The sequence below is a fragment of the Streptomyces sp. NPDC043996 genome, from assembly GCF_056435225.1.
Genome location: NZ_JBWKEY010000001.1, coordinates 586,362 through 604,467 on the forward strand (window position 1 = coordinate 586,362; position 18,106 = coordinate 604,467).

An 18,106-nucleotide genomic window follows, 5' to 3' on the forward strand; every position below is an offset into this window, starting at 1 on the left:
CGTTATCGATTCGTGGCGGGGCGTCGCGGATTCCTGGCGGCGCGTGTCGCGCGGGTGTTTCCCGGGTGTCGGCCGTACTCCTTTTGGGAGTCGGCCGCGGTCTTCCGGTGCCCGGCGGTGGTGCTGCCGCGGTGTGCCGTGCGCTTCTGGCGCGTGGGGCGGGTGGTGCGGGGGTGTTTCAGAGGTCGTACGGGGAGGGTGCGGGCCCTTCCCCTTCGGTCAGGCGGTGCGCGTGGCGGCGTCCAGGAGCACCGCCGCGGTGAAGAGCTCCACGCCCACCGTGATCGCGTGCTCGTCGGCGTCGAAGTCGCCCTGGTGGAGGTCGCGGACGCCGCGCTCGCCGGGGGTGCGGACGCCGAGCCTGGCCATCGCGCCCGGGACGTGCTCCAGATACCAGGAGAAGTCCTCGCCGCCGAGGCTCTGCTCGGTGCTCTCCACGGCGTCGGCGCCGCACCGGGCCACCATCGCGTCCCTCAACAGGTCGGCGACGGCAGGGTCGTTGACGACGGGCGGCACCCCGCGCACGTACTTGATCGTGGACTTGGCGCGGTGCAGGTCGGCGATCTCCTGCACGGCGGCGTGCACCAGGTCGGGGGCCTGCCGCCAGGTGTCCAGGTCCAGGCAGCGGATGGTGCCGGACATCTCGGCGTGCTGCGGGATCACGTTGCAGGCGTGGCCCGCGTCGATGCGCCCCCAGGTGACCGAGAGCCCCGAACGGGCGTCCGCGCGCCGGGCGACGAGCGCCGGGACGTCGGCGACGACCCTGGCGGCCGCGGTGACGAGGTCGGTGGTCAGATGGGGCCGGGCGGTGTGGCCGCCGGGCCCGTCGAGGGCGACCTCGAGCCGGTCGCAGGCGGAGGTGATCGGGCCGTGGCGCAGGCCGATGCGGCCCGCGTCGACGCGGGGGTCGCAGTGGACGGCGATGATCCGGGCGACGCCGTCGAGCGCGCCGCAGGCGACGGCGTCGGTCGCCCCGCCCGGAAGCACCTCCTCGGCGGGCTGGAAGATCAGCCGCACCGGGTGCGGAAGCCGCCCCGCGCGCGCCAGCTCCGCGAGCACGAGGCCCGCCCCGAGGACGACGGTGGTGTGGACGTCGTGGCCGCAGGCGTGGGCCCGGTCGGGGACCGTCGAGCGGTAGGGCACGCTCGTCTTGGTGTCCGGGATGGGCAGCGCGTCGATGTCCGCGCGCAGGGCGATCACCGGCCGCCCGGCGGCGTCCGGGGTGCCGCCGATGTCGCAGATGAGCCCGGTGCCGACGCGGAGGACCCGGGGGGTGAGCCCGGCCTTCTCCAGGCGCGCCTTGAGTGCCGCGGTGGTGCGGAACTCCTGGTTGCCGAGCTCTGGATGCATGTGCAAGTCGCGGCGGAAGGCGATGAGTTCGGCGCGCAGCGCTTCGGGCAGCGCGCCGGACAGGTTGCCGGGCGGCGCGGACTCGGCTCCTTCGGACGCGTCTTCGGACGCGCGGGACATCAATTGGTTCACCCTGTGAAGGGTAGGGCGCCCCGCCCGTCAACTCGGCCTCGATCAACAAAAGTTCAGCCAGATTGAGGTAAGAAACCTGGCCCGCGTGCGCATGTGTGACTGGTGCGGAGGGTATATACCTCAGTTACCTCCTACGCACCCCATGCGATCACCGCAGGTCAGCACAGCCTCCTTTTCGGCCAACGACTCATTCTCGCGGTGAGGCGCCGAGGGCGGGCGCGCAACACGGGGGCCCGACGGGTGTCGAGCGGATGTCCAACTGGCGGTCGAACGCGCGGGCGGGTGCGGGTGGGCTTGTCCTGTACCGGGACAGGGCGGGGCGGGATGCTTGATTCCGTCAACGGACGGAGCCCAAGGCTCCGCTCGCGCCGGGGCCCGAGGGCGCCGCGCCGGCAGGCGAAAAATCATCCAGCACCCCCAATCCGCCCCGCGCGCCCCGCCGAATATAGGGACACGCGGCCCGGTCCTGGGCCCCACGGCGGTGGGGTCACGGGTCGCGCGGAGGAGAGCCGCCCCCCATCAGGCCGGCCCCTCCGGACGGCCCCTCGCCCCTCGACGCCTCCCCGTGTCGTGGGCCCGGGGCCCTCCGCCGTGACGCTGGTGGCCCCACCAGGGCGGCGGACGTGCGGGCCGGTGCTCTTCCCACCGGCCCGCACACTCACGCCGGAGCCACCGCCTGCCGGGTGGGCTGTGTCGGGAGGGCCGGGGCGGTGTGCCGTACCGAGGCCAGGCGGTGGACGTCGCGGGCCGTGCCCGTCACGCCGGAGAGGAAGCCCTGGGCGCGGGGGGACGCCGTGTCCGTCAGCCAGGAGGGGTCGATGTCCATGACCGCCACCTTGACCTCCGTTCCGGCCAGGGCGAGGGGGAGGGTGTGGACGACCGTGGAGGGGAAGCTGAGGATGGTGCGGCCGATGGGGCCGCGGCGGGCGATCAGCTCCAGGGGGAGGTCCGGGCGGATCACCTGCAGGCCCGTCTCCACCGCCAGGCGGTGCAGCTTCTCGGCGCTCTCGCGGCGGTGTGCGAAGTAGCGGGCCGCGCCGTGGGTGCCGGAGAGGGCGGCCACCGCTTCCAGATAGCGGTCCAGGTCCACCACGCCCGTCTCCACCAGGGACGTGCCGACGAGGTCGGAGCCCTTGGTGAGGCGCGGCGGGCCGAAGCGGGAGCGCGTCCACGCGAAGTCGTTGGCGGTGACCGCCACGCCCTCGGGGACCTTGTCGATCGGCATGGAGGAGAAGACCTCCACGCTGCGCCCGCCCTTCGCGCTCGGGGTGAGACGGCGGCGGGCCGAGGACGAGACCGGCATGAACACCACGTCCCGGGGCCCGGGGCGCCCGCCCCTGCGGTGCCAGCGCACCAGGCGCTCGCCGCCCGCGAGCTGGGAGACGAACTCCATGGTGGCGGTGCCGTCGTCGACGACGACCAGGTCACGGGCCCGGGTGATGGTGAGCAGGAGCTGGACGTAGCGCGAGAAGGGGTCGCCGATCACTATCCGGGCGGCGCGGCGCAGCGGGCCCGCGAGGCCCCCGATCGTGTGGAAGGGCGCGGCGGCGCCGCCGCGCGCCTCCTCCCAGCGCAGCTGGTGGCCCTCCGCGCGCGCCAGTTCGGCCATGCGGCGCAGCTGGCCCCGTGTCATGGGGTCGGTGGGCGCGAGCACCACCAGGGTCAGGTCGCCGGGGGCGACGGCGGAGCCGGGGGCGCGCGTCGTGGACGCGTGCGCCCACTCCAGCACGTTGAGCAGTTGCACGGGCGACTCCACGAACGCCAGCGTGCCGTGCGGTGCCCTCGCGGCGCGGCGAGCGCTCCGTGCTGACATGGGGGTCCTCCCGTGCGGGATGGGGCGGGTCGGTGCGAGTCAGTGGAGAAAACAGAGAAGGCGGAGGCAGGAGCAGGAACAGGAAAAGAAGGGGCCGCCCGGGAGCGGGTGGTGCGGGAGCGGCACCGGTGCGCTCCCGGGGGCGCCGAGGGGGCCGACGGGCGCGGGCGCCGCGCCCGTCGGCGGGGGCCACGAGCCGTACGCCGTGGCGGACGTCAGGACCTCAGACGGCGACGGGCTCGCGGTCCGCGGTCTCCGTCTCCGCGACGACCCCGGCCACGCGGCGGAGCTTCTTCATGGGGCCGAGCTCCGACTCGTACACCTTCTTGACGCCGTCGCCGAGCGAGGCCTCGATGGTGCGGATGTCGCGGACCAGGCGCGTGAGGCCCTGCGGCTCGACGGACGCGGCCTGGTCGGAGCCCCACATGGCGCGGTCGAGGGTGATGTGGCGCTCGACGAACGTGGCGCCGAGGGCGACGGCGGCGAGGGTGGTCTGCAGGCCCGTCTCGTGGCCGGAGTAGCCGATCGGGACGTTCGGGTACTCGGCCTGGAGGGTGTTGATGACGCGGAGGTTCAGCTCCTCCGCCTTCGCCGGGTACGTGGAGGTGGCGTGGCAGAGCAGGATGTTGTCCGAGCCGAGGACCTCGACCGCGTGGCGGATCTGCTTCGGCGTCGACATGCCCGTGGAGAGGATGATCGTGCGGCCCGTGGCGCGCAGGGCGCGCAGGAGCTCGTCGTCCGTGAGGGAGGCGGAGGCGACCTTGTGGGCGGGGACGTCGAACTTCTCCAGGAAGGCGACGGCCTCGGTGTCCCACGGGGACGCGAACCAGTCGATGCCGCGCTTGGCGCAGTGCTCGCTGATGGCCTGGTACTCGGACTCGCCGAACTCCACGCGGTGGCGGTAGTCGATGTACGTCATGCGGCCCCAGGGGGTGTCGCGCTCGATGTCCCACTGGTCGCGCGGGGTGCAGATCTCGGGCGTGCGCTTCTGGAACTTCACCGCGTCGCAGCCCGCGTCGGCGGCCGCGTCGATGAGCGCGAAGGCGTTCTCCAGGTCACCGTTGTGGTTGATGCCGATCTCGCCGGTGACGTAGACGGGGTGGCCGGGCCCGGCGGTCTTCGAACCGAGCGTGCGCAGGCGGGAGTTGGAGGCCGTAGTGCTCATGGCAGGAACTTTCCTTAACTGTTGAGGGAGGGGCCGAGGATCCAGGCGGCGATCTCTCGGATCGCGCCGTCACCGCCGGGGACGGAGGTGACCGCGCGTGCGGCGCCGCGTACGACGTCGTGGGCGCTCGCGACCGCCACGGGCCAGCCGACGAGGCCGAAGCACGGGAGGTCATTGACGTCGTTGCCGACGTAGAGCACGCGCTCGGGAGCGATGCCCTGCTCCTCGCACCACTGCTTCAGTGCGAGGTCTTTGCGGTCGATGCCGTGGCGGACCGGGATCTTGAGCTTCCGGGCCCGGGCGGCGACGACCGGGTTCTGTTCCGTGGACAGGATCAGCATCGTCAGGCCCGACCTGCGCAGGGCCGCGATGCCGAGGCCGTCACCGCGGTGCACGGTGACGAACTCCCGTCCGTCGGAATCGATAAGCACCTTGTCGTCGGTCTGGGTGCCGTCGAAGTCGAGTACGACCGCGTCGATGTCGTCGCGGGTGGGCAGCGCGCTGTCGCGGTCCGCGTCGAAGAGCGGGGCCAGGGCGCGCGCCCGGGCCAGGTCGTGCGGGTCGTCGATCTCCAGGACCCGCGCGGGGTCGGTGCGGACGAGCTCCGTGTGGCCGAAGAAGCGGTGCTTGTGGGTACGGAAACCCGTCACGTCCATGCCGTAGACCGCGCCGGTCTCCAGGAGGTCTTGGGGGCGGTCCTGGCGGCGCGGGCGGAAGGACTTGTCGTGGTTGACGCCGTAGCCGCCGGAGGTGGCGGTGGTGGTGACCTGGACCGATGGGCCCGAGCCGCCCTCGGCCGCGGTGCGCTCGCCCTCGATGGCGGGGGGCTCGTCGCCCGCGTCGCGCCAGATGAAGCCGTGGAAGGGGGCGACCGTGTGGGCGGTGTCGGCGCCGCCGGTGACGATCGCGGCGACGATGCCGTCGACGTCCTCGCGGACGATGAAGGGGCTCGTGCACTGGACGAGCAGGACCACGTCCACCGTCACGCCGTGCGTGTTCTCGTACGCGTCGAGGGCGTGCAGGACGGCCGCCTCGCTGGTGGCGGTGTCGCCCGCGATGGCCGCGGGGCGGAGCACCACCTCGGCGCCCGCGGCGCGGGCCGTCTCCGCGATCACCGTGTCGTCGGTGGACACCACGACATCGGTGACCAGCGGGGACTCGGTGCACGCCCGGACCGCGCGGGACACGAGCGGCACGCCGCCGACCGGCGCGAGGTTCTTCGCGGGCACCCCCTTGGAGCCGCCGCGCGCGGGGATGACGGCGAGGACGCGGCGGGCGCCTTCTGGGTGGGGGTGGGACATGGCGGCTCCTTCAGGGGTGCCTGGCGTGTCGGTGGTGCCGGGTGGGGGGTGCGGGCCTTGCGGCGGGATCGGGGCTCGTCCGGTGCGCCCCGCTCGTCCGCCGCGCCCGTCGTCGGGTGCCGGGATCACAGCTCGCCCATCCGCCGGATCACCGGCGCCACGCGCTGCACGCCGTGGCGGTAGGCGCCGCGGGCCGCCGTGCGGACCGCCTGGCGGACGGGGCCTGGGTCGCGCTCCGCGGTGGGGGCGCCGGGCAGCGGCGCGCCGTCGGGGCCGAGGTGGTGGCGGGCGAGGATGCCGGGGAGGTAGCCGGGCGCGGTGGTGCGGGTGTAGTACGGCGCGAGCGGCGCGAGGCCCTCGGCGCGGGCGCGCCCGGTGAGATCGGCGACGCGCAGGCGCGCCTCGTCGTAGGCGGTGGCGTAGGTGCCGTCGGCGGCGACGCCCTGCCGCGCGACCCAGTCGGGGTCGGGCTCGGGGGTGTGGCCCTCGTCGAGCTGGTCCCAGGAGGCGAGGCAGCCGGAGCCGATGAAGGCGTGGTTGCCGAGCGCCTCGCGCACGCCGAGATCGGTGAGCACGGCGGTCGGCACGCGCCGGTGCAGGCCTTCGAGCGCGGCGGTGGAGCTGATGGTGACGAGCAGGTCGGTGCGGTCAAGGACCTCGCCCATGTGCCCGTAGACGAGGCGGAAGTTGGCGGGCGCGTCCAGGCCCTTGACCAGCTTCTGGTACGGCAGTTCCTCGATGTGCGTGGTGTGCTCGCCGGGCTTGCTGCGCAGCTTGAGCAGGACCTCGCGGTCGGGGTGGCGGCGGGCGTGCCGGATGAGGCGGTCCAGGAGGTAGAGCCGGTCGGCGCGCTTGTCCGGTACGGAGGGCTGTGCGGCGAAGACGACCGTGTGCGGGTCGCGGGGCGCGTAGGGCTCGCCGCCGAGGAAGGGCAGGGCGGCCTCCACGACGCCGCTGGCGTCGGCGCCCACGCCCTCGTACACGGCGCGGAAGCGCTCGGCGTCCTGGCGGGAGTTGGCGAGGACCACGTCCGCGCCGTGCCGCAGGAGCAGGCCGTCGGCGAGCTTCTCGTAGACGACGCCGACGTAGCCGGTGACGACGACGGGCCGCCGCCGGTATCCGGCCCAGACGCGGGCGAGGCCGTGCAGGACGGCCTGGACGCCGCCGCCGACGAGCGCGAGCACGAGGATGTCGGGGGCCTGCTCGTCCCGGCCCATCTCGTTCAGGAACTCGATCGCGGTGACCTCGCGCAGGCTGTCCGCGCGCACCCCGACCTCCTGGAGCTGGCGGGGCGTCGGTGTGGCCCGGCCGCGCAGCAGATACCCGTCGAGGTGGACGTCGGCCAGACCGGCCAGGGCGCCCGGGGCGGCATCGTCTCCGGCGGCTCCGGCGGCCGCGGCGGCTCCGGCGGCTTCCGCGGATTCGCTGGCCCCGGCGGATTCGCTGGCCCCGGCGGTCTCAGCGCCCTCGGCGGCTCCGGCGAGGCGCCGCGCGGTGAGCGCGCCCCACTTCCACCGGGTGTCGGAGTCGGCGAGCACGGCGACCCGCGTCGTCTTGTTGCTTACTGGCACATCGCAGACGCTAGGAAGGCATTTCGATTCGCGGCCCAACTCAGGTGCAACAAACGGTTAACAGCGCGCCGACGAATGGCGAATCAGCCCGGCATACGGGTGACGGGAGGCCCGGTTAACCATTCCGCCACGCTTCGTTCACCTGACATCCCACCACCGGTCAAGACGAATGCCGGGCCGACACCTAACGTCTCGCACGTGGTTAAGCTCTCCGTCATCGTGCCGTTCTACAACGTGCAGCAATACGCGCCCGACACCTTGAAGTCCTTGCGTGCGAACGCGCGTGACGACTTCGAATTCATTCTCGTCGACGATTGTTCGACGGACGAGACGCCGGACATCCTGGAGCGCGCAGCGCGCGAGCTCCCGGGCGCCGTGCACCTCAGACACGAGCAGAACGGGGGCCTGGCCACCGCCCGCAACACGGGCCTGGACGCCGCGCGCGGCGAATACCTCACGTTCCTGGACGGGGACGACTGGCTCGCCCCCGGATACTACGAGCAACTCCTCGCGTCGATCGAGGAGTTGGGGTGCGACTTCTTGCGCACCGACCATGTGCAGTGCACGGCCCGCGCGCGCAGCGTGCACCGTGTCCCGCACGGCAGGCGCGGGGTCGTCATGAGCCCGCGCGACGTCATACTGCCCGCCGACCGGTCCACGTCGGTGGACTACGCGTTCGCCTGGGCGGGGATCTACCACCGTCGGCTCCTCGACCAGGGCCTGCTGCATTTCACCCACGGCCTGCGCACGGCGGAGGACCGGCCGTGGATCTGGCGGCTGCACCGGGACGCGGAATCGTTCGCCGCGGTCAGCCTGCTCGGCGTGTTTTACCGGCGCGGTGTTTCCTCGTCGCTCACACAGATCGGCGACGTGCGCCAACTCGATTTCATCAAGGCGTTCGACCAGGTGGTGCGGGAGACCGCGGAAGATCGCGACGCGGACAAGCTGCTTCCCAAAGCGGTCCGCACCTATTGCGCGATCATCTCCCATCACCTGGGTTCCATCGAAAGGTTCGAGCCCGCCGTGGCACGGAAACTGAAGACGCTGAGCGCGGCCGCCCTCAAGCGCATGCCGCAGCGCGTGCTCGACGAGGCCCTCGACTCCATGGACCTGCAGCGCGCCACCCGGCTTCGCCGCCTTCGCCGCCGTCCGGTCGGCGCCGGGGAGGTGGCCGCGTGAACACCGCCCGCGTGAACACCACCCTCGTGAGCACCGCCGAGACCCCGGCGCGCACACCGCACGCCGCCGCCCTCGTCGCCGCACGCCCCGACCGGAGCCGCGCGACCACGCAGATCTTCCTCGCGTCCACGCTGTACGGCGTCGCCACGCTGGCCGCCGCCCTGGACGCCGACCGCTTCGGCCCGGCCGACCGGCGGCTCCTGCTCGTCGCCAACAACTCCGCGACGCCCGAGACGACGCCGTCCATCGACACGATGCCCGGCTTCGCGAAGCTGCGGACCCGCTTCGACGGCGTGCTGTCCTGGAACGAGACGATCTCCCCCTTCCACCCCGGCGGCTGGTCCCCGCGCGGCGACGACCTGCCGCTGTGGGAGCGCTACGTACGCCTGTCCTGGGGCCTCGGCGACGACAACGTCGAGCTGGTCGTGGAGTCGATCCAGGTCAACCCGGCCCTCGCGGTCGCGCGGATCTTCGAGGGCGCGCCCGTCGAGGTCTACGCCGACGGCCTGATGAGCTACGGGCCCACCCGCAGCAAGCTCGACCCGCTGGTCGGCACGCGGGTGCGCAGGCTGCTCCACCTCGACCTGGTGCCTGGCCTCAAGCCCCTGCTGCTCACCGAGTTCGGCGTGGAGCAGGAGCTGGTGCCGACGGAGACCTTCGTGAAGGTCCTCGGCGAGCTCGCGGACGACGAGGAGCGGGCGGGCGTCATCGACGCGCTCCCCGAGGTCAGCGAACCGGCGCTGCTGCTCGGCCAGTACCTCTCCGCGCTCGGCATCCTGACCGCCGACGAGGAGGAGGAGCTGCACGCCTCCATGCTGCGCGGCGTCGCCGCGCTCGGGCACACGCGCGTGGTGTTCAAGCCGCACCCGACGGCCCCGGCGCGCTGGTCGCGCGGCCTGGAGCAGGAGGCCGAGCGGCTCGGCGTCGAGCTGACCGTCCTGGACACGCCGGTGCTCGCCGAGGTCCTCTACCAGCGGATGCGGCCCGCCCTCGTCGTCGGCTGCTTCTCGACGGCGCTGCTCACCGCGTCGGCCTTCTACGACCTGCCGGTCGCCCGCGTGGGCACCGAACTGCTCCTGGAGCGCCTGAAGCCGTACGAGAACAGCAACCGCGTCCCGGTCACCCTGGTCGACGCCCTGCTGCCCGACCTGGCCGACCGCGACGCCGTCGTCCACCAGGACGCGCGCCCCGACCTCAGGGCGCTGACCTCCCTGGTGCGCGCGGTGGGCTTCGCGATGCAGCCCAAGATCTACCCGGCGCTTCGCCCGGCCACGGAGTCGTATCTGGCGGCGCACCTGAACGACCGCACGTGGCGGTACTTCAAGAAGCGCCGCCTGACGGCGCTCGCCCTGCCGGGCGGCATCCCGGTGCAGCTCGCGTTCATCCCGCGCAACGCGGCGATGCGGAAGGTGGCGCGCCGCGCCCGGTCGCTGAAGCGGGCCGCGCTGGGGTGACGGCACGGCCCGCGCGCATCAGGGCCGCGCGGCCCTGAGCCGGCGCACGACGCGCCGCACCACCGGGTTGCGGCGCAGTGCCGCCGCGCGGACGGGGCTGCCGCCGGGCAGCCCAAGGCTGGTCAGGCGGCGGCGCTTGAAGTACCGGGCGTGCTCGGCGAGATGGGCGTCCAGCCACGCGGCCACCTCGTCCCGCAGGCCGCGGTGCTTGCGGGCCTGCATGCAGTAGCCGACGGCGGTCAGGAGCGGGCCCACCCGGCGCGCCAGGGAGTCCAGGGCCAGCGGGGTGCCGACGGCGTCGTGCTCGGCGTCGGGCAGGGCCGCGTCGATGAGGGTGAGCGGGACGCGGTTGCTGTTCTCGTACGGCTTCACGCGTTCGAGGAGCAGGTCCGTGCCGACGCGGGCGACGGGGATGCCGTAGAACGCGGCGGCGGTGAGCAGCGCCGTCGAGAAGCAGCCGATGACGAGCCGCGGCCTGAGGTGGGCGAAGACCGTCTCGGCGAGCACGGGTTCGCGCAGGACGGTCAGGCGCACCCCGAGCGCGGCGGCCGCCGCCTCCAGCGACGCGCCGTACGCGGTGGGCGCGCTGGGGTGGGGCTTGAACAGCACGCTGTCGTGCCCCGCCCGGGCGGCGGCCCGCACCATGCGGGCGTGCAGTTCCGCCTCCTCGTCCGGGGTGATCAGGTCGAGGGCGGAGAGGTACTGGCCGAGCAGGACCGCCGTGGGGCGGCCGGAGCCGGTCAGGACGTCGGCGAGGGCCCGGGCGCCGTCCTGGCCGATCCGGGCGAGGACGGCGACGACGGCGTCGGTGGGGACGGCCTCCGAGACGACGCCGTACTCGGACAGGAGCAGGGGGCGGAGCCCCGGCACGAGGTCGAGGTGCAGGACGCGGACGATCCGGGTGTTCATGCCCTGGGGGACGCGGTTGCGGGTCGGCCCGTAGCTCATCAGGCCGTCGGCGTAGACGTGGATCGGGCTGTCGGCGAAGATCTCCGCCACCGCCCGGGAGGGGTTGGCCTGGAGGGACTCGCAGGCGATCTCCACGGGCTCCTCGCCCAGGTCCCAGGCCAGGCGCACGGCCCGCTCCCACAGCGGGGCGTCCTGGGCGCGCGGGGACCATCCGGCGGGGTGGTGCGGCGCGATGCACGCGTTCCAGGAGTGCACGGCGTCGAACTCGGCGCGCAGTGCGCCGGAACCGGCCGCGCGGTCCCAGGGGGTGGTCACCTCCGGCACGGCCGCGACGTTGCTGACGACGAGGACGCGGCGGTGGGCCGCGCGGGGCCCGAACAGGCCCGCCCGGAGGGCGGCGGTGACGGTGACGGCGGCGTACTGGGTGGCCGCGAAGAAGATCTGGATCACGTCGCGATCCGCTTCATGCCGCCGCGTATGGCCCGAAGCGCCCGCACCCGTCTCTCCCCCATGCCCACAAGCGCCTCGTCGAGCTCCGCGTCCGTCATCCGCGCCAGCGCCTCGGCGCTCCTGCGCCGCAGTTCGGCGTGGACGCCCCGGTCGAAGCGGTCGCGGTCCAGGAGCTGGTGCGCCATGACCACGCAGTAGCCGCGCAGTCCAGCTGGCGCACGTCGCCGACGCGGGTCAGGGACGTCGTGACGCCCCGGCGGTAGAAGACCCCGCGCAGGCTGGTGACGGCGTAGGACTCCGCCTCGCGGTGCAGCGCCCAGATCCAGGGGCGGTCCTCGGCCGTGCGCAGCCCGTCGTGGAAGCGCAGCAGGCCGCGGTCGAGCAGCCGCCGGTGGTAGACGCCCGCCCAGGCGTACGGGTAGTCGACCATGGTCGTGGCGTCGACGGGGAGGATGGAGGACCGGGGGTCGAGCGGGGTGTCCCTGCGTCCTTCCGGGGCGCGGTGGATCTCGCGGGCCGTGCCGTTCGTCTGAACGTGGTCGGTGCGGACGAAGTCGGTGCCGAGGCGCTCGGCGCGGTCCACGAGGGCGGCCAGATAGCCGGGGGCGAGCCAGTCGTCGCCGTCCAGGAACGTGAGGTAGGGCCCCTCGGCAACGTCGAGACCGGTGTTGCGCGCCGTGGCCAGACCGCCGTTCCGCTCGTGCCGGACCACCCTGCCGCGCCCCAGCCGCCGCGTGAGCGCCAGGAGCGCCTCGTAGGTCCGGTCCTTGGTGGAACGGTCCTCGACGAAGACGAACTCGAAGTCGTCGCGGTCGTTGTTGACGAGGCTGGTCACGGTGTCCGGGACGTACGCCTCGACGTTGAAGCAAGGCACGATCACGGACAGTTTCGGTGGGTGGTTGCTCACTCGCGCACCTGTGCTCTCTCAGGGACTCGCGGTACGGGTCTGCGGTACGGGTCCTGCGGTACGGGAAGGCGTGGCGCCTTCGGGGCCGCGCGGGTTCGGGGTTCCCGGGCCGAACGCCCGGCGGCGGCCCGATGCTGACAGGCGGATTCCGGCCCGCTCAACGGCCGGATCCCCCGGCCGTCGGCTCCCGGCCCTTTTCTCCGTGAATTCGCGCTGAACCAGGCGCCACGCGTCGATGAACCCGTACTGGAACGCCGCCCCCGCGGGCGTCGCCCTCCCGTGAAATGGCAGGTGGGATACGGAACTTGGCCGTCGGATCCGCATCGAAGGCGCAGCGGAAAGTGGCTTCGCGCGGGCCTCGGCGCGAACGCGGCGGCGCCCGGCGGCGAACACGCGGGCGCGGAGACACGGACGCGGCGTCGGCGTCCACGGCCGGGGGCCGGTGGAGCACGCCCCGCGAACGCACCGGCGGCCCGCCGACAAGTACAGGGCGAGACCGCCGACGGGCGGTCCCTGAGAGGGAGGGCCCGTGGCCAAGGACCCGGACGAGCAGGAGCGGCACGAGGTGCGGGACCCGGCCGCCTTCGCGTCGCTGGTCGAACGGCACTCGGCGGCTCTGCACGGCTACTTCGCGCGCCGCGCGCCCCAGGCCGCCGACGACCTGCACGCGGAGCTGTGGCTGCGCGCGTACGCGGCGCGGCGCGGCTTCGACCCCGCGCGCGGTTCCGCGCGCGCCTGGCTGTTCGGCGTGGCCAGGAACGTGCTCTCCGCGCACTGGCGCGCTCTCGCCGCGCAGGGCCCCCACGGGCTCAGGCCCGCCGGGAGCGACGATCCGTGGGAGGCCGTGGACGACCGGCTCGTGGCCGCCGCCCTGGCGCCCAGGCTCCGGACGCTTCTGAAGGAACTCCCGCCGGTGGAGCGGGAGTTGCTGCTGCTCGTCGCCTGGGAGCAGCTGACGCCGAGCGAGGCCGCCTGCGTGGTCGGCGTCCCGGCCGCGACGGCCCGTACCCGGCTGCACCGCGCCCGCAACCGCATGCGCTCCGGCACCGCGTGCGACATGGCTGGAGACCCGACATGACCGAACGCACGGAACGCGACGAGATCCTCGACTTCCCGGGGGCCGACGAACTGATCGCCGCCGGGGCCGTCGCACCCCCGTCGGCGGCCGCCCTCGCCGCCGCGCGCGAGCGGTGGGCGCGGCAGTCGGAACGCGAGCGCGAGCCTCAGGCCGAGCGGGCGGAGCCGCTGGTCGTCATCGGGACCCACGAGCCGTCGCGCGCGGCGCCGGAGCGGAGCCGTCGCGCGCGGCGTGGAGTGCTGGCCACGGCGGCGGTCGCCGCCGTCGCCGTGGCCAGCACCGTCGTGGTCACCGTCGCGCGTCCGGCGCCGGACGAGGCCGGGGCTCCCGCGTCGGCGAGGTCGACGACCGCGTTCCTGGCCAAGATGGCGGCTGTCGCGTCGAACCAGCCCGCGCTGAAGCCCGACAAGTACTGGATGGTCCGCGCCGAGACGGCGGGGGCAGGCGTCCGGACGTGGCACAGCGACCTCCGGGGCAACCGCTGGGAGACGGGGCCGCACGGGACGGTCCGCGGGAAGGGCGAGAAGGTCGGTGCCTGGCTGGTGGGCTCGCGGTGGCTGCCGGGAACCCAGCTCGACAAGTTGCCCACGGACCCGGACCGGCTCATCAACGACTTCCCGAAGGCGCCCGCGCAACGCTTCGACCAGGTCACGGAGTTGCTGGAGGAGTCGCCCGCGAGCCCCTGGCTGCGCTTCGCGCTCCTCAAGGTCCTCGCGCGCACCCCGGGCGTGGAGCTGGGCGGCCCGGTCAAGGACAGCCGTGGCCGCTCCGGCATGGCGGTCACGTTCACCACGGCCCGCGGCAAGGGCCGCACCCCCTCCCCCGAACAGCCCTCGGCGCACTTCGTGATCGACCCGAAGACCGCCCGCGTCCTGGAGACCCAGACCCCGCCCGGCGGCGGCCCCGCGACCCGGAAGACCTTCCTCAAGACCGGCTGGACCAACCGCATCGACTAAACCGACGACACCGACCGCACCAGCTGAACCAACCGCGTCAGCAGCCCACTTCACCGGACGGGATCACGCCCCCGGCGCCTCGCGCAGCGTCGCCCCGATCCCCGCGACCACCGCCGCGAGCCCCGTCTCGAAGCCGTGCTCGTAGCCCCGGAACAGCTCCTCGCCCGCCGCCACGGCCAGCGGGTAGTCCTTGAGGCGTTCGGCGCGGGCGGCCAGGTCGTAGCCGCCCTCGCCCGCGCCCTCGTCGGGGCCGGGGCCCGTGGCCTGTTCCTCGATGACGTACCCGATGGTGTAGCTGTACGCGGTCAGCCAGGCGCGGGCCGCCGCGCCCGGGGTGAAGCCCGCGCGCGTCAGGCGGCGCAGCTGGGCCTCCATCGGGGCGGCGTACGAGAGGTCCGTGAAGTGCGTGCCGCTGTAGACCTTCGCCCCGTCGCGGTAGCGCAGGAGGTGGCGGCGCAGGCCGCGCATCGCGGCGGTGAGGGCGGTGGGCCAGTCGGCGTCCGGCTCGCCCTCCAGGTCCGCCGTCATGCGGCGCAGCATCTCCGTCGCCATCTCGTCGAGCAGCGCCTGCTTGTCCTTGAAGTGCCAGTACAGCGCCGGGGCCTTGACGTCGAGGCGCTGGGCGATGGCGCGCAGGCTCAGGCCGTCGAGGCCGGTCTCGTTCAGCAGGTCCAGGGCGACGCGCGCCACGCGGGTGCGGTCCAGTCGTGTCGTAGCCACCTTGACAATTTAACACCGTTAAGCGCATGCTCCGGGCATGGCACTTAACAACGTTAAGGACGTGGGCTCCGGCGCGGCCCCGGGCCCGGCCGCGCACACGGACGTACTCATCGTGGGAGCGGGCCCCACCGGGCTCACGCTCGGCTGCGACCTGGCCCGGCGCGGGGTGCGCGCGCTCGTCGTGGACCAGGCGCCCGCCCTGTTCCCGGGCTCGCGCGGCAAGGGGCTCCAGCCCCGCACCCTTGAGGTCTTCGACGACCTCGGCGTCGTGGCCGCCGTGCTCGCCGCGGGCGGCCCCGCGCCGGTCGGCATGGTGTGGTCCGGCGGGGTCCGGCAGGGCGAGCACCGCATGTTCGACGAGCCGGAGCCGACGGACGGCGCGCCCTACTCCGGCCCGTGGCTGCTGCCGCAGTGGCGCACGCAGGAGATCCTCCACGCGCGCCTGACGGAGCTCGGCGGCACGGTGGTCTTCGGCGCCGAGGTCACCGGCGTCGCCCAGGACGCGGACGGCGTGACCGCGCGCTTCGCGGACGGCGGCACCGTCCGGGCCGCCTACGCCGTCGCCGCCGACGGCGGGCGCTCGGCGGTGCGCCGCGCGCTCGGCGTCGGCATGACGGGCGAGACCGTCGACCCGCACCCCGTGCTGGTCGCCGACGTGCGCCTCCGCGAGGCCGCGCTCGACCGCGACAACTGGCACATCTTCCCGCCGTCCGCCGACGGGAGCGTGGGCTTCACCGCGCTGTGCCCGCTGCCGGGCGTCCCCGACTTCCAGCTCACCGCGCAGTTCACGGACGGCTCCGGTCCCGACACCTCCCCCGAGGGCGTGCGCGAGGCCGTCGCCGCCCGCACGCATCTGGCCGCCGCCGACGTCACCGAGGTCCGCTGGTCCTCCGACTTCCGGCCGCGCGCCGCGCTCGCGGACCGCTTCCGCGCGGGCCGCGTGTTCCTCGCGGGAGACGCGGCGCACGTGCACTCCCCCGCGGGCGGCCAGGGCCTCAACACCAGCGTGCAGGACGCGTACAACCTGGGCTGGAAGCTCGGCCTCGCCCTGCGGCACCCGCACCTCGCCGACGCCGTCCTGGACACGTACGAGGAGGAGCGGCGTCCCAACGCGGCGCGGATGCTGGACCTGTCGACCCGCATCCACCGGGGCCAGGCCCGCAGGGGCGCGGCCACGCGCCAACTCGGCCTGGAGTACCGGGACTCCTCGCTGTCCCTGGACGAGCGCACCGGGCCGACGGGCCCGCGCGCGGGCGATCGCGCCCCGGACGGCCCCCTGGGCGCCGGCCGCGTCTTCGACGCGCTCCGGGGAGGGCACTTCACCCTGCTCGCGGTCGGAGGCGACCACCGCCTCCCCCTCCCTGGCGGACCGTCGCTGCACACCCACCAGACGGAGACACTCACCCCGTACAGCCCCGGCCTCTTCCTCATCCGCCCGGACGGCTACATCGCCTGGGCGGGCCAGGCCACGGAGGGCCTGAAGAACTATTTGACCTCAACCAAACTTGAGGTCATACGTTCTGAGGCATGACGAACACGAGCACGAACGCCGCGCAGACGCCCTTCACCCCTTCCCACAGCGACGCCGAGCTGGTCAACCAGCCCATCGGCTACTGGAGTTCGGCGGCCGGACAGGCCGTCGTGCACCACATCCGCACGATGCTCGCCGAGGAGGGCCTCACCCAGCCCCAGTGGTGGGTCCTCAACCAGGTCCCCGCGGGCGAGGCCCGCGACCGCGCCGCCGTCATCGACATCCTGCGCGGCTACCTGGAGTTCGGCGAGGGCGGCATCCAGCACAACATCGAAGCCCTGATCCGCCGCAAGCTCCTCACCGAGGAGACGACCGACGGCGGGACGCGCACCCTGCGCATCACCGACGAGGGCGACGCGCTGCGCGCGCGGGTCGCCGCGCGACAGGGACAGGTCCGCGCGGAGATCCACGACGGCATCGACGACGCCGAGTACGTACGGGCGCTGAAGGTGCTCCAGCGCATGATCCACAACGTGCGGGGGACCGCCTGGCACCACTGAGGCAGGGTTCACAATCCTTCGCTCTTGGGAAACACTTCGTGGGATTGGCCATCGCAGTGACACGAAGTGACATGGGGGGTCCATGAGCAGGCGCGCGACAGCCGGGGGACGCACGGCGGCGGGAGCGGCCGTCGCGCTGGCCCTGGCCTGCGGTTGCACGGCGCAGGCGGTCGACAGGGCGGGGCAGGACGCGGAGCGGGACGTCGGGCAGGCGGGGAAGGACGACGCGAAGGCCCGACCTCCGGCCCGCTCACCCTCGGACAACTCCCCGCCCACGCCAACCCGTTCCCCCACACCGAGGATCAAGTCCCCGGTCTCGCGGGCGGAGTTGCCGCCGTCCAGCGCGCCGAGCCCGGCGCCCACGCGGCCCCGCGCGAGCACTCCGTCGCCGCCTCCCCCGCCCGGGCCCGTGCTCCTCGCCCGGGGCAAGCAGGGGTCGATGGTGCGCGAGCTCCAGGCCCGGCTGCGGCAGCTCGACTGGTTCCGCCAGTACCCGACGGGCTTGTACGGCCCGGCCACCACGGCCGCCGTGCAGGGCTTCCAGGGCAAGCGGGGCCTCTCGCCCACCGGTGCGACGGACACCCGCACCTGGGAGCGGCTGCGGCGGATGACGCGCGATCCTTCGCGCGCCGAGCTCTACCCCGACGGCGGCATGCCGCCCGCGAAGCCCGACCGGCGCTGTCTGACCGGGCGCGTGCTGTGCATCAGCAAGAAGAGCCGCACCCTGACGTGGATGATCGACGGCAAGGTCGTCTCCACGATGGACGTGCGCTTCGGCTCGGAGTACACGCCGACGCGCGAGGGCGCGTTCAAGGTCTTCTGGAAGTCGCGGGACCACGTTTCGACGCTGTACGACACGCCGATGCCGTACGCCCTGTTCTTCAGCGGCGGGCAGGCCGTGCACTACTCCTCCGACTTCGCCGCGCGCGGGTACAACGGGGCGTCGCACGGCTGCGTGAACGTGCGCGACAAGAAGCGGATCGCCGACCTCTTCGGGGAGGTCGAGAACGGGGACCGGGTGGTGATCTACCGGTAGGCCCTGGCCCGGCGGGGCCGTGGGGCTGGTGCGGCCGGTGGGGGCGGGTTGAGG

General features: G+C 73.6%; 14 protein-coding genes and 1 pseudogene. 7 read left to right on the forward strand and 8 right to left on the reverse strand.

Annotation, left to right across the window (positions count from 1 at the left end):
* Window positions 1–219: 219 nt before the first annotated feature.
* From AC07A4_RS02585 to AC07A4_RS02605, 5 genes are all read right to left on the reverse strand, one after another.
* Complete coding sequence (locus tag AC07A4_RS02585; RefSeq protein ID WP_478592868.1) at window positions 220–1,470, reverse strand: amidohydrolase; 1,251 nt, start codon at window positions 1,468–1,470, stop codon at window positions 220–222.
* A gap of 670 nt (window positions 1,471–2,140) precedes the next feature.
* A complete protein-coding gene (locus AC07A4_RS02590) occupies window positions 2,141–3,295 on the reverse strand; it encodes a hypothetical protein (RefSeq protein WP_478591891.1) in 1,155 nt (384 codons plus the stop codon).
* 223 nt (window positions 3,296–3,518) lie between these two features.
* Entirely contained in the window at window positions 3,519–4,460 is a 942-nt protein-coding gene (locus tag AC07A4_RS02595) for an N-acetylneuraminate synthase family protein (RefSeq protein ID WP_478591893.1), read from the reverse strand.
* A 14-nt stretch (window positions 4,461–4,474) separates the two neighbouring features.
* Entirely contained in the window at window positions 4,475–5,761 is a 1,287-nt protein-coding gene (locus AC07A4_RS02600; protein WP_478591895.1) for a cytidylyltransferase domain-containing protein, read from the reverse strand.
* A 125-nt stretch (window positions 5,762–5,886) separates the two neighbouring features.
* Window positions 5,887–7,332 carry a DUF6716 putative glycosyltransferase gene (locus tag AC07A4_RS02605; protein ID WP_478591898.1) on the reverse strand — a complete coding sequence of 482 codons (1,446 nt, stop codon included), beginning with the start codon at window positions 7,330–7,332 and terminating at the stop codon, window positions 5,887–5,889.
* 198 nt (window positions 7,333–7,530) lie between these two features.
* On the opposite strand from AC07A4_RS02605, the gene AC07A4_RS02610 reads away from it, so the two are divergent.
* A complete protein-coding gene (locus AC07A4_RS02610; protein ID WP_478592870.1) occupies window positions 7,531–8,511 on the forward strand; it encodes a glycosyltransferase family 2 protein in 981 nt (326 codons plus the stop codon).
* A 113-nt stretch (window positions 8,512–8,624) separates the two neighbouring features.
* Window positions 8,625–9,965 (forward strand): polysialyltransferase family glycosyltransferase, encoded by a 1,341-nt coding sequence (locus tag AC07A4_RS02615; protein ID WP_478592872.1) that lies wholly within the window; start codon window positions 8,625–8,627, stop codon window positions 9,963–9,965.
* A gap of 18 nt (window positions 9,966–9,983) precedes the next feature.
* Here AC07A4_RS02615 and AC07A4_RS02620 read toward each other — a convergent pair whose 3' ends face one another.
* Window positions 9,984–11,324: a polysialyltransferase family glycosyltransferase gene (locus AC07A4_RS02620; RefSeq protein WP_478591901.1), complete on the reverse strand. Its 1,341-nt coding sequence runs from the start codon at window positions 11,322–11,324 to the stop codon at window positions 9,984–9,986.
* A pseudogene (locus tag AC07A4_RS02625) lies at window positions 11,321–12,231 on the reverse strand (glycosyltransferase family 2 protein). The gene AC07A4_RS02620 and the pseudogene AC07A4_RS02625 overlap by 4 nt, the downstream one beginning before the upstream one ends.
* A gap of 529 nt (window positions 12,232–12,760) precedes the next feature.
* On the opposite strand from AC07A4_RS02625, the gene AC07A4_RS02630 reads away from it, so the two are divergent.
* Both AC07A4_RS02630 and AC07A4_RS02635 read left to right on the forward strand, forming a co-directional pair.
* Window positions 12,761–13,309, forward strand: coding sequence for an RNA polymerase sigma factor (locus AC07A4_RS02630; RefSeq protein WP_478591904.1), 549 nt, complete (start codon window positions 12,761–12,763; stop codon window positions 13,307–13,309).
* Entirely contained in the window at window positions 13,306–14,265 is a 960-nt protein-coding gene (locus AC07A4_RS02635; protein WP_478591906.1) for a CU044_5270 family protein, read from the forward strand. The genes AC07A4_RS02630 and AC07A4_RS02635 overlap by 4 nt, the downstream gene beginning before the upstream one ends.
* Window positions 14,266–14,328: 63 nt before the next feature.
* On the opposite strand, the gene AC07A4_RS02640 is transcribed toward AC07A4_RS02635, so the two are convergent.
* Window positions 14,329–14,994, reverse strand: a complete 666-nt coding sequence (locus AC07A4_RS02640) for a TetR/AcrR family transcriptional regulator C-terminal domain-containing protein (protein ID WP_478592875.1) — start codon at window positions 14,992–14,994, stop codon at window positions 14,329–14,331.
* Between the two features lie 28 nt (window positions 14,995–15,022).
* Here AC07A4_RS02640 and AC07A4_RS02645 point away from each other — a divergent pair, with 28 nt between their 5' ends.
* From AC07A4_RS02645 to AC07A4_RS02655, 3 genes are all read left to right on the forward strand, one after another.
* Entirely contained in the window at window positions 15,023–16,516 is a 1,494-nt protein-coding gene (locus AC07A4_RS02645) for an FAD-dependent monooxygenase (RefSeq protein ID WP_478591909.1), read from the forward strand.
* Window positions 16,513–17,016 carry a MarR family winged helix-turn-helix transcriptional regulator gene (locus AC07A4_RS02650; RefSeq protein ID WP_478591912.1) on the forward strand — a complete coding sequence of 168 codons (504 nt, stop codon included), beginning with the start codon at window positions 16,513–16,515 and terminating at the stop codon, window positions 17,014–17,016. Before AC07A4_RS02645 ends, AC07A4_RS02650 begins: the two co-directional genes overlap by 4 nt.
* 82 nt (window positions 17,017–17,098) lie before the next feature.
* The gene (locus AC07A4_RS02655; protein ID WP_478591915.1) at window positions 17,099–18,052 is read left to right on the forward strand and encodes a L,D-transpeptidase family protein; all 954 of its coding nucleotides are present in this window, start codon (window positions 17,099–17,101) and stop codon (window positions 18,050–18,052) included.
* Window positions 18,053–18,106: the final 54 nt, after the last annotated feature.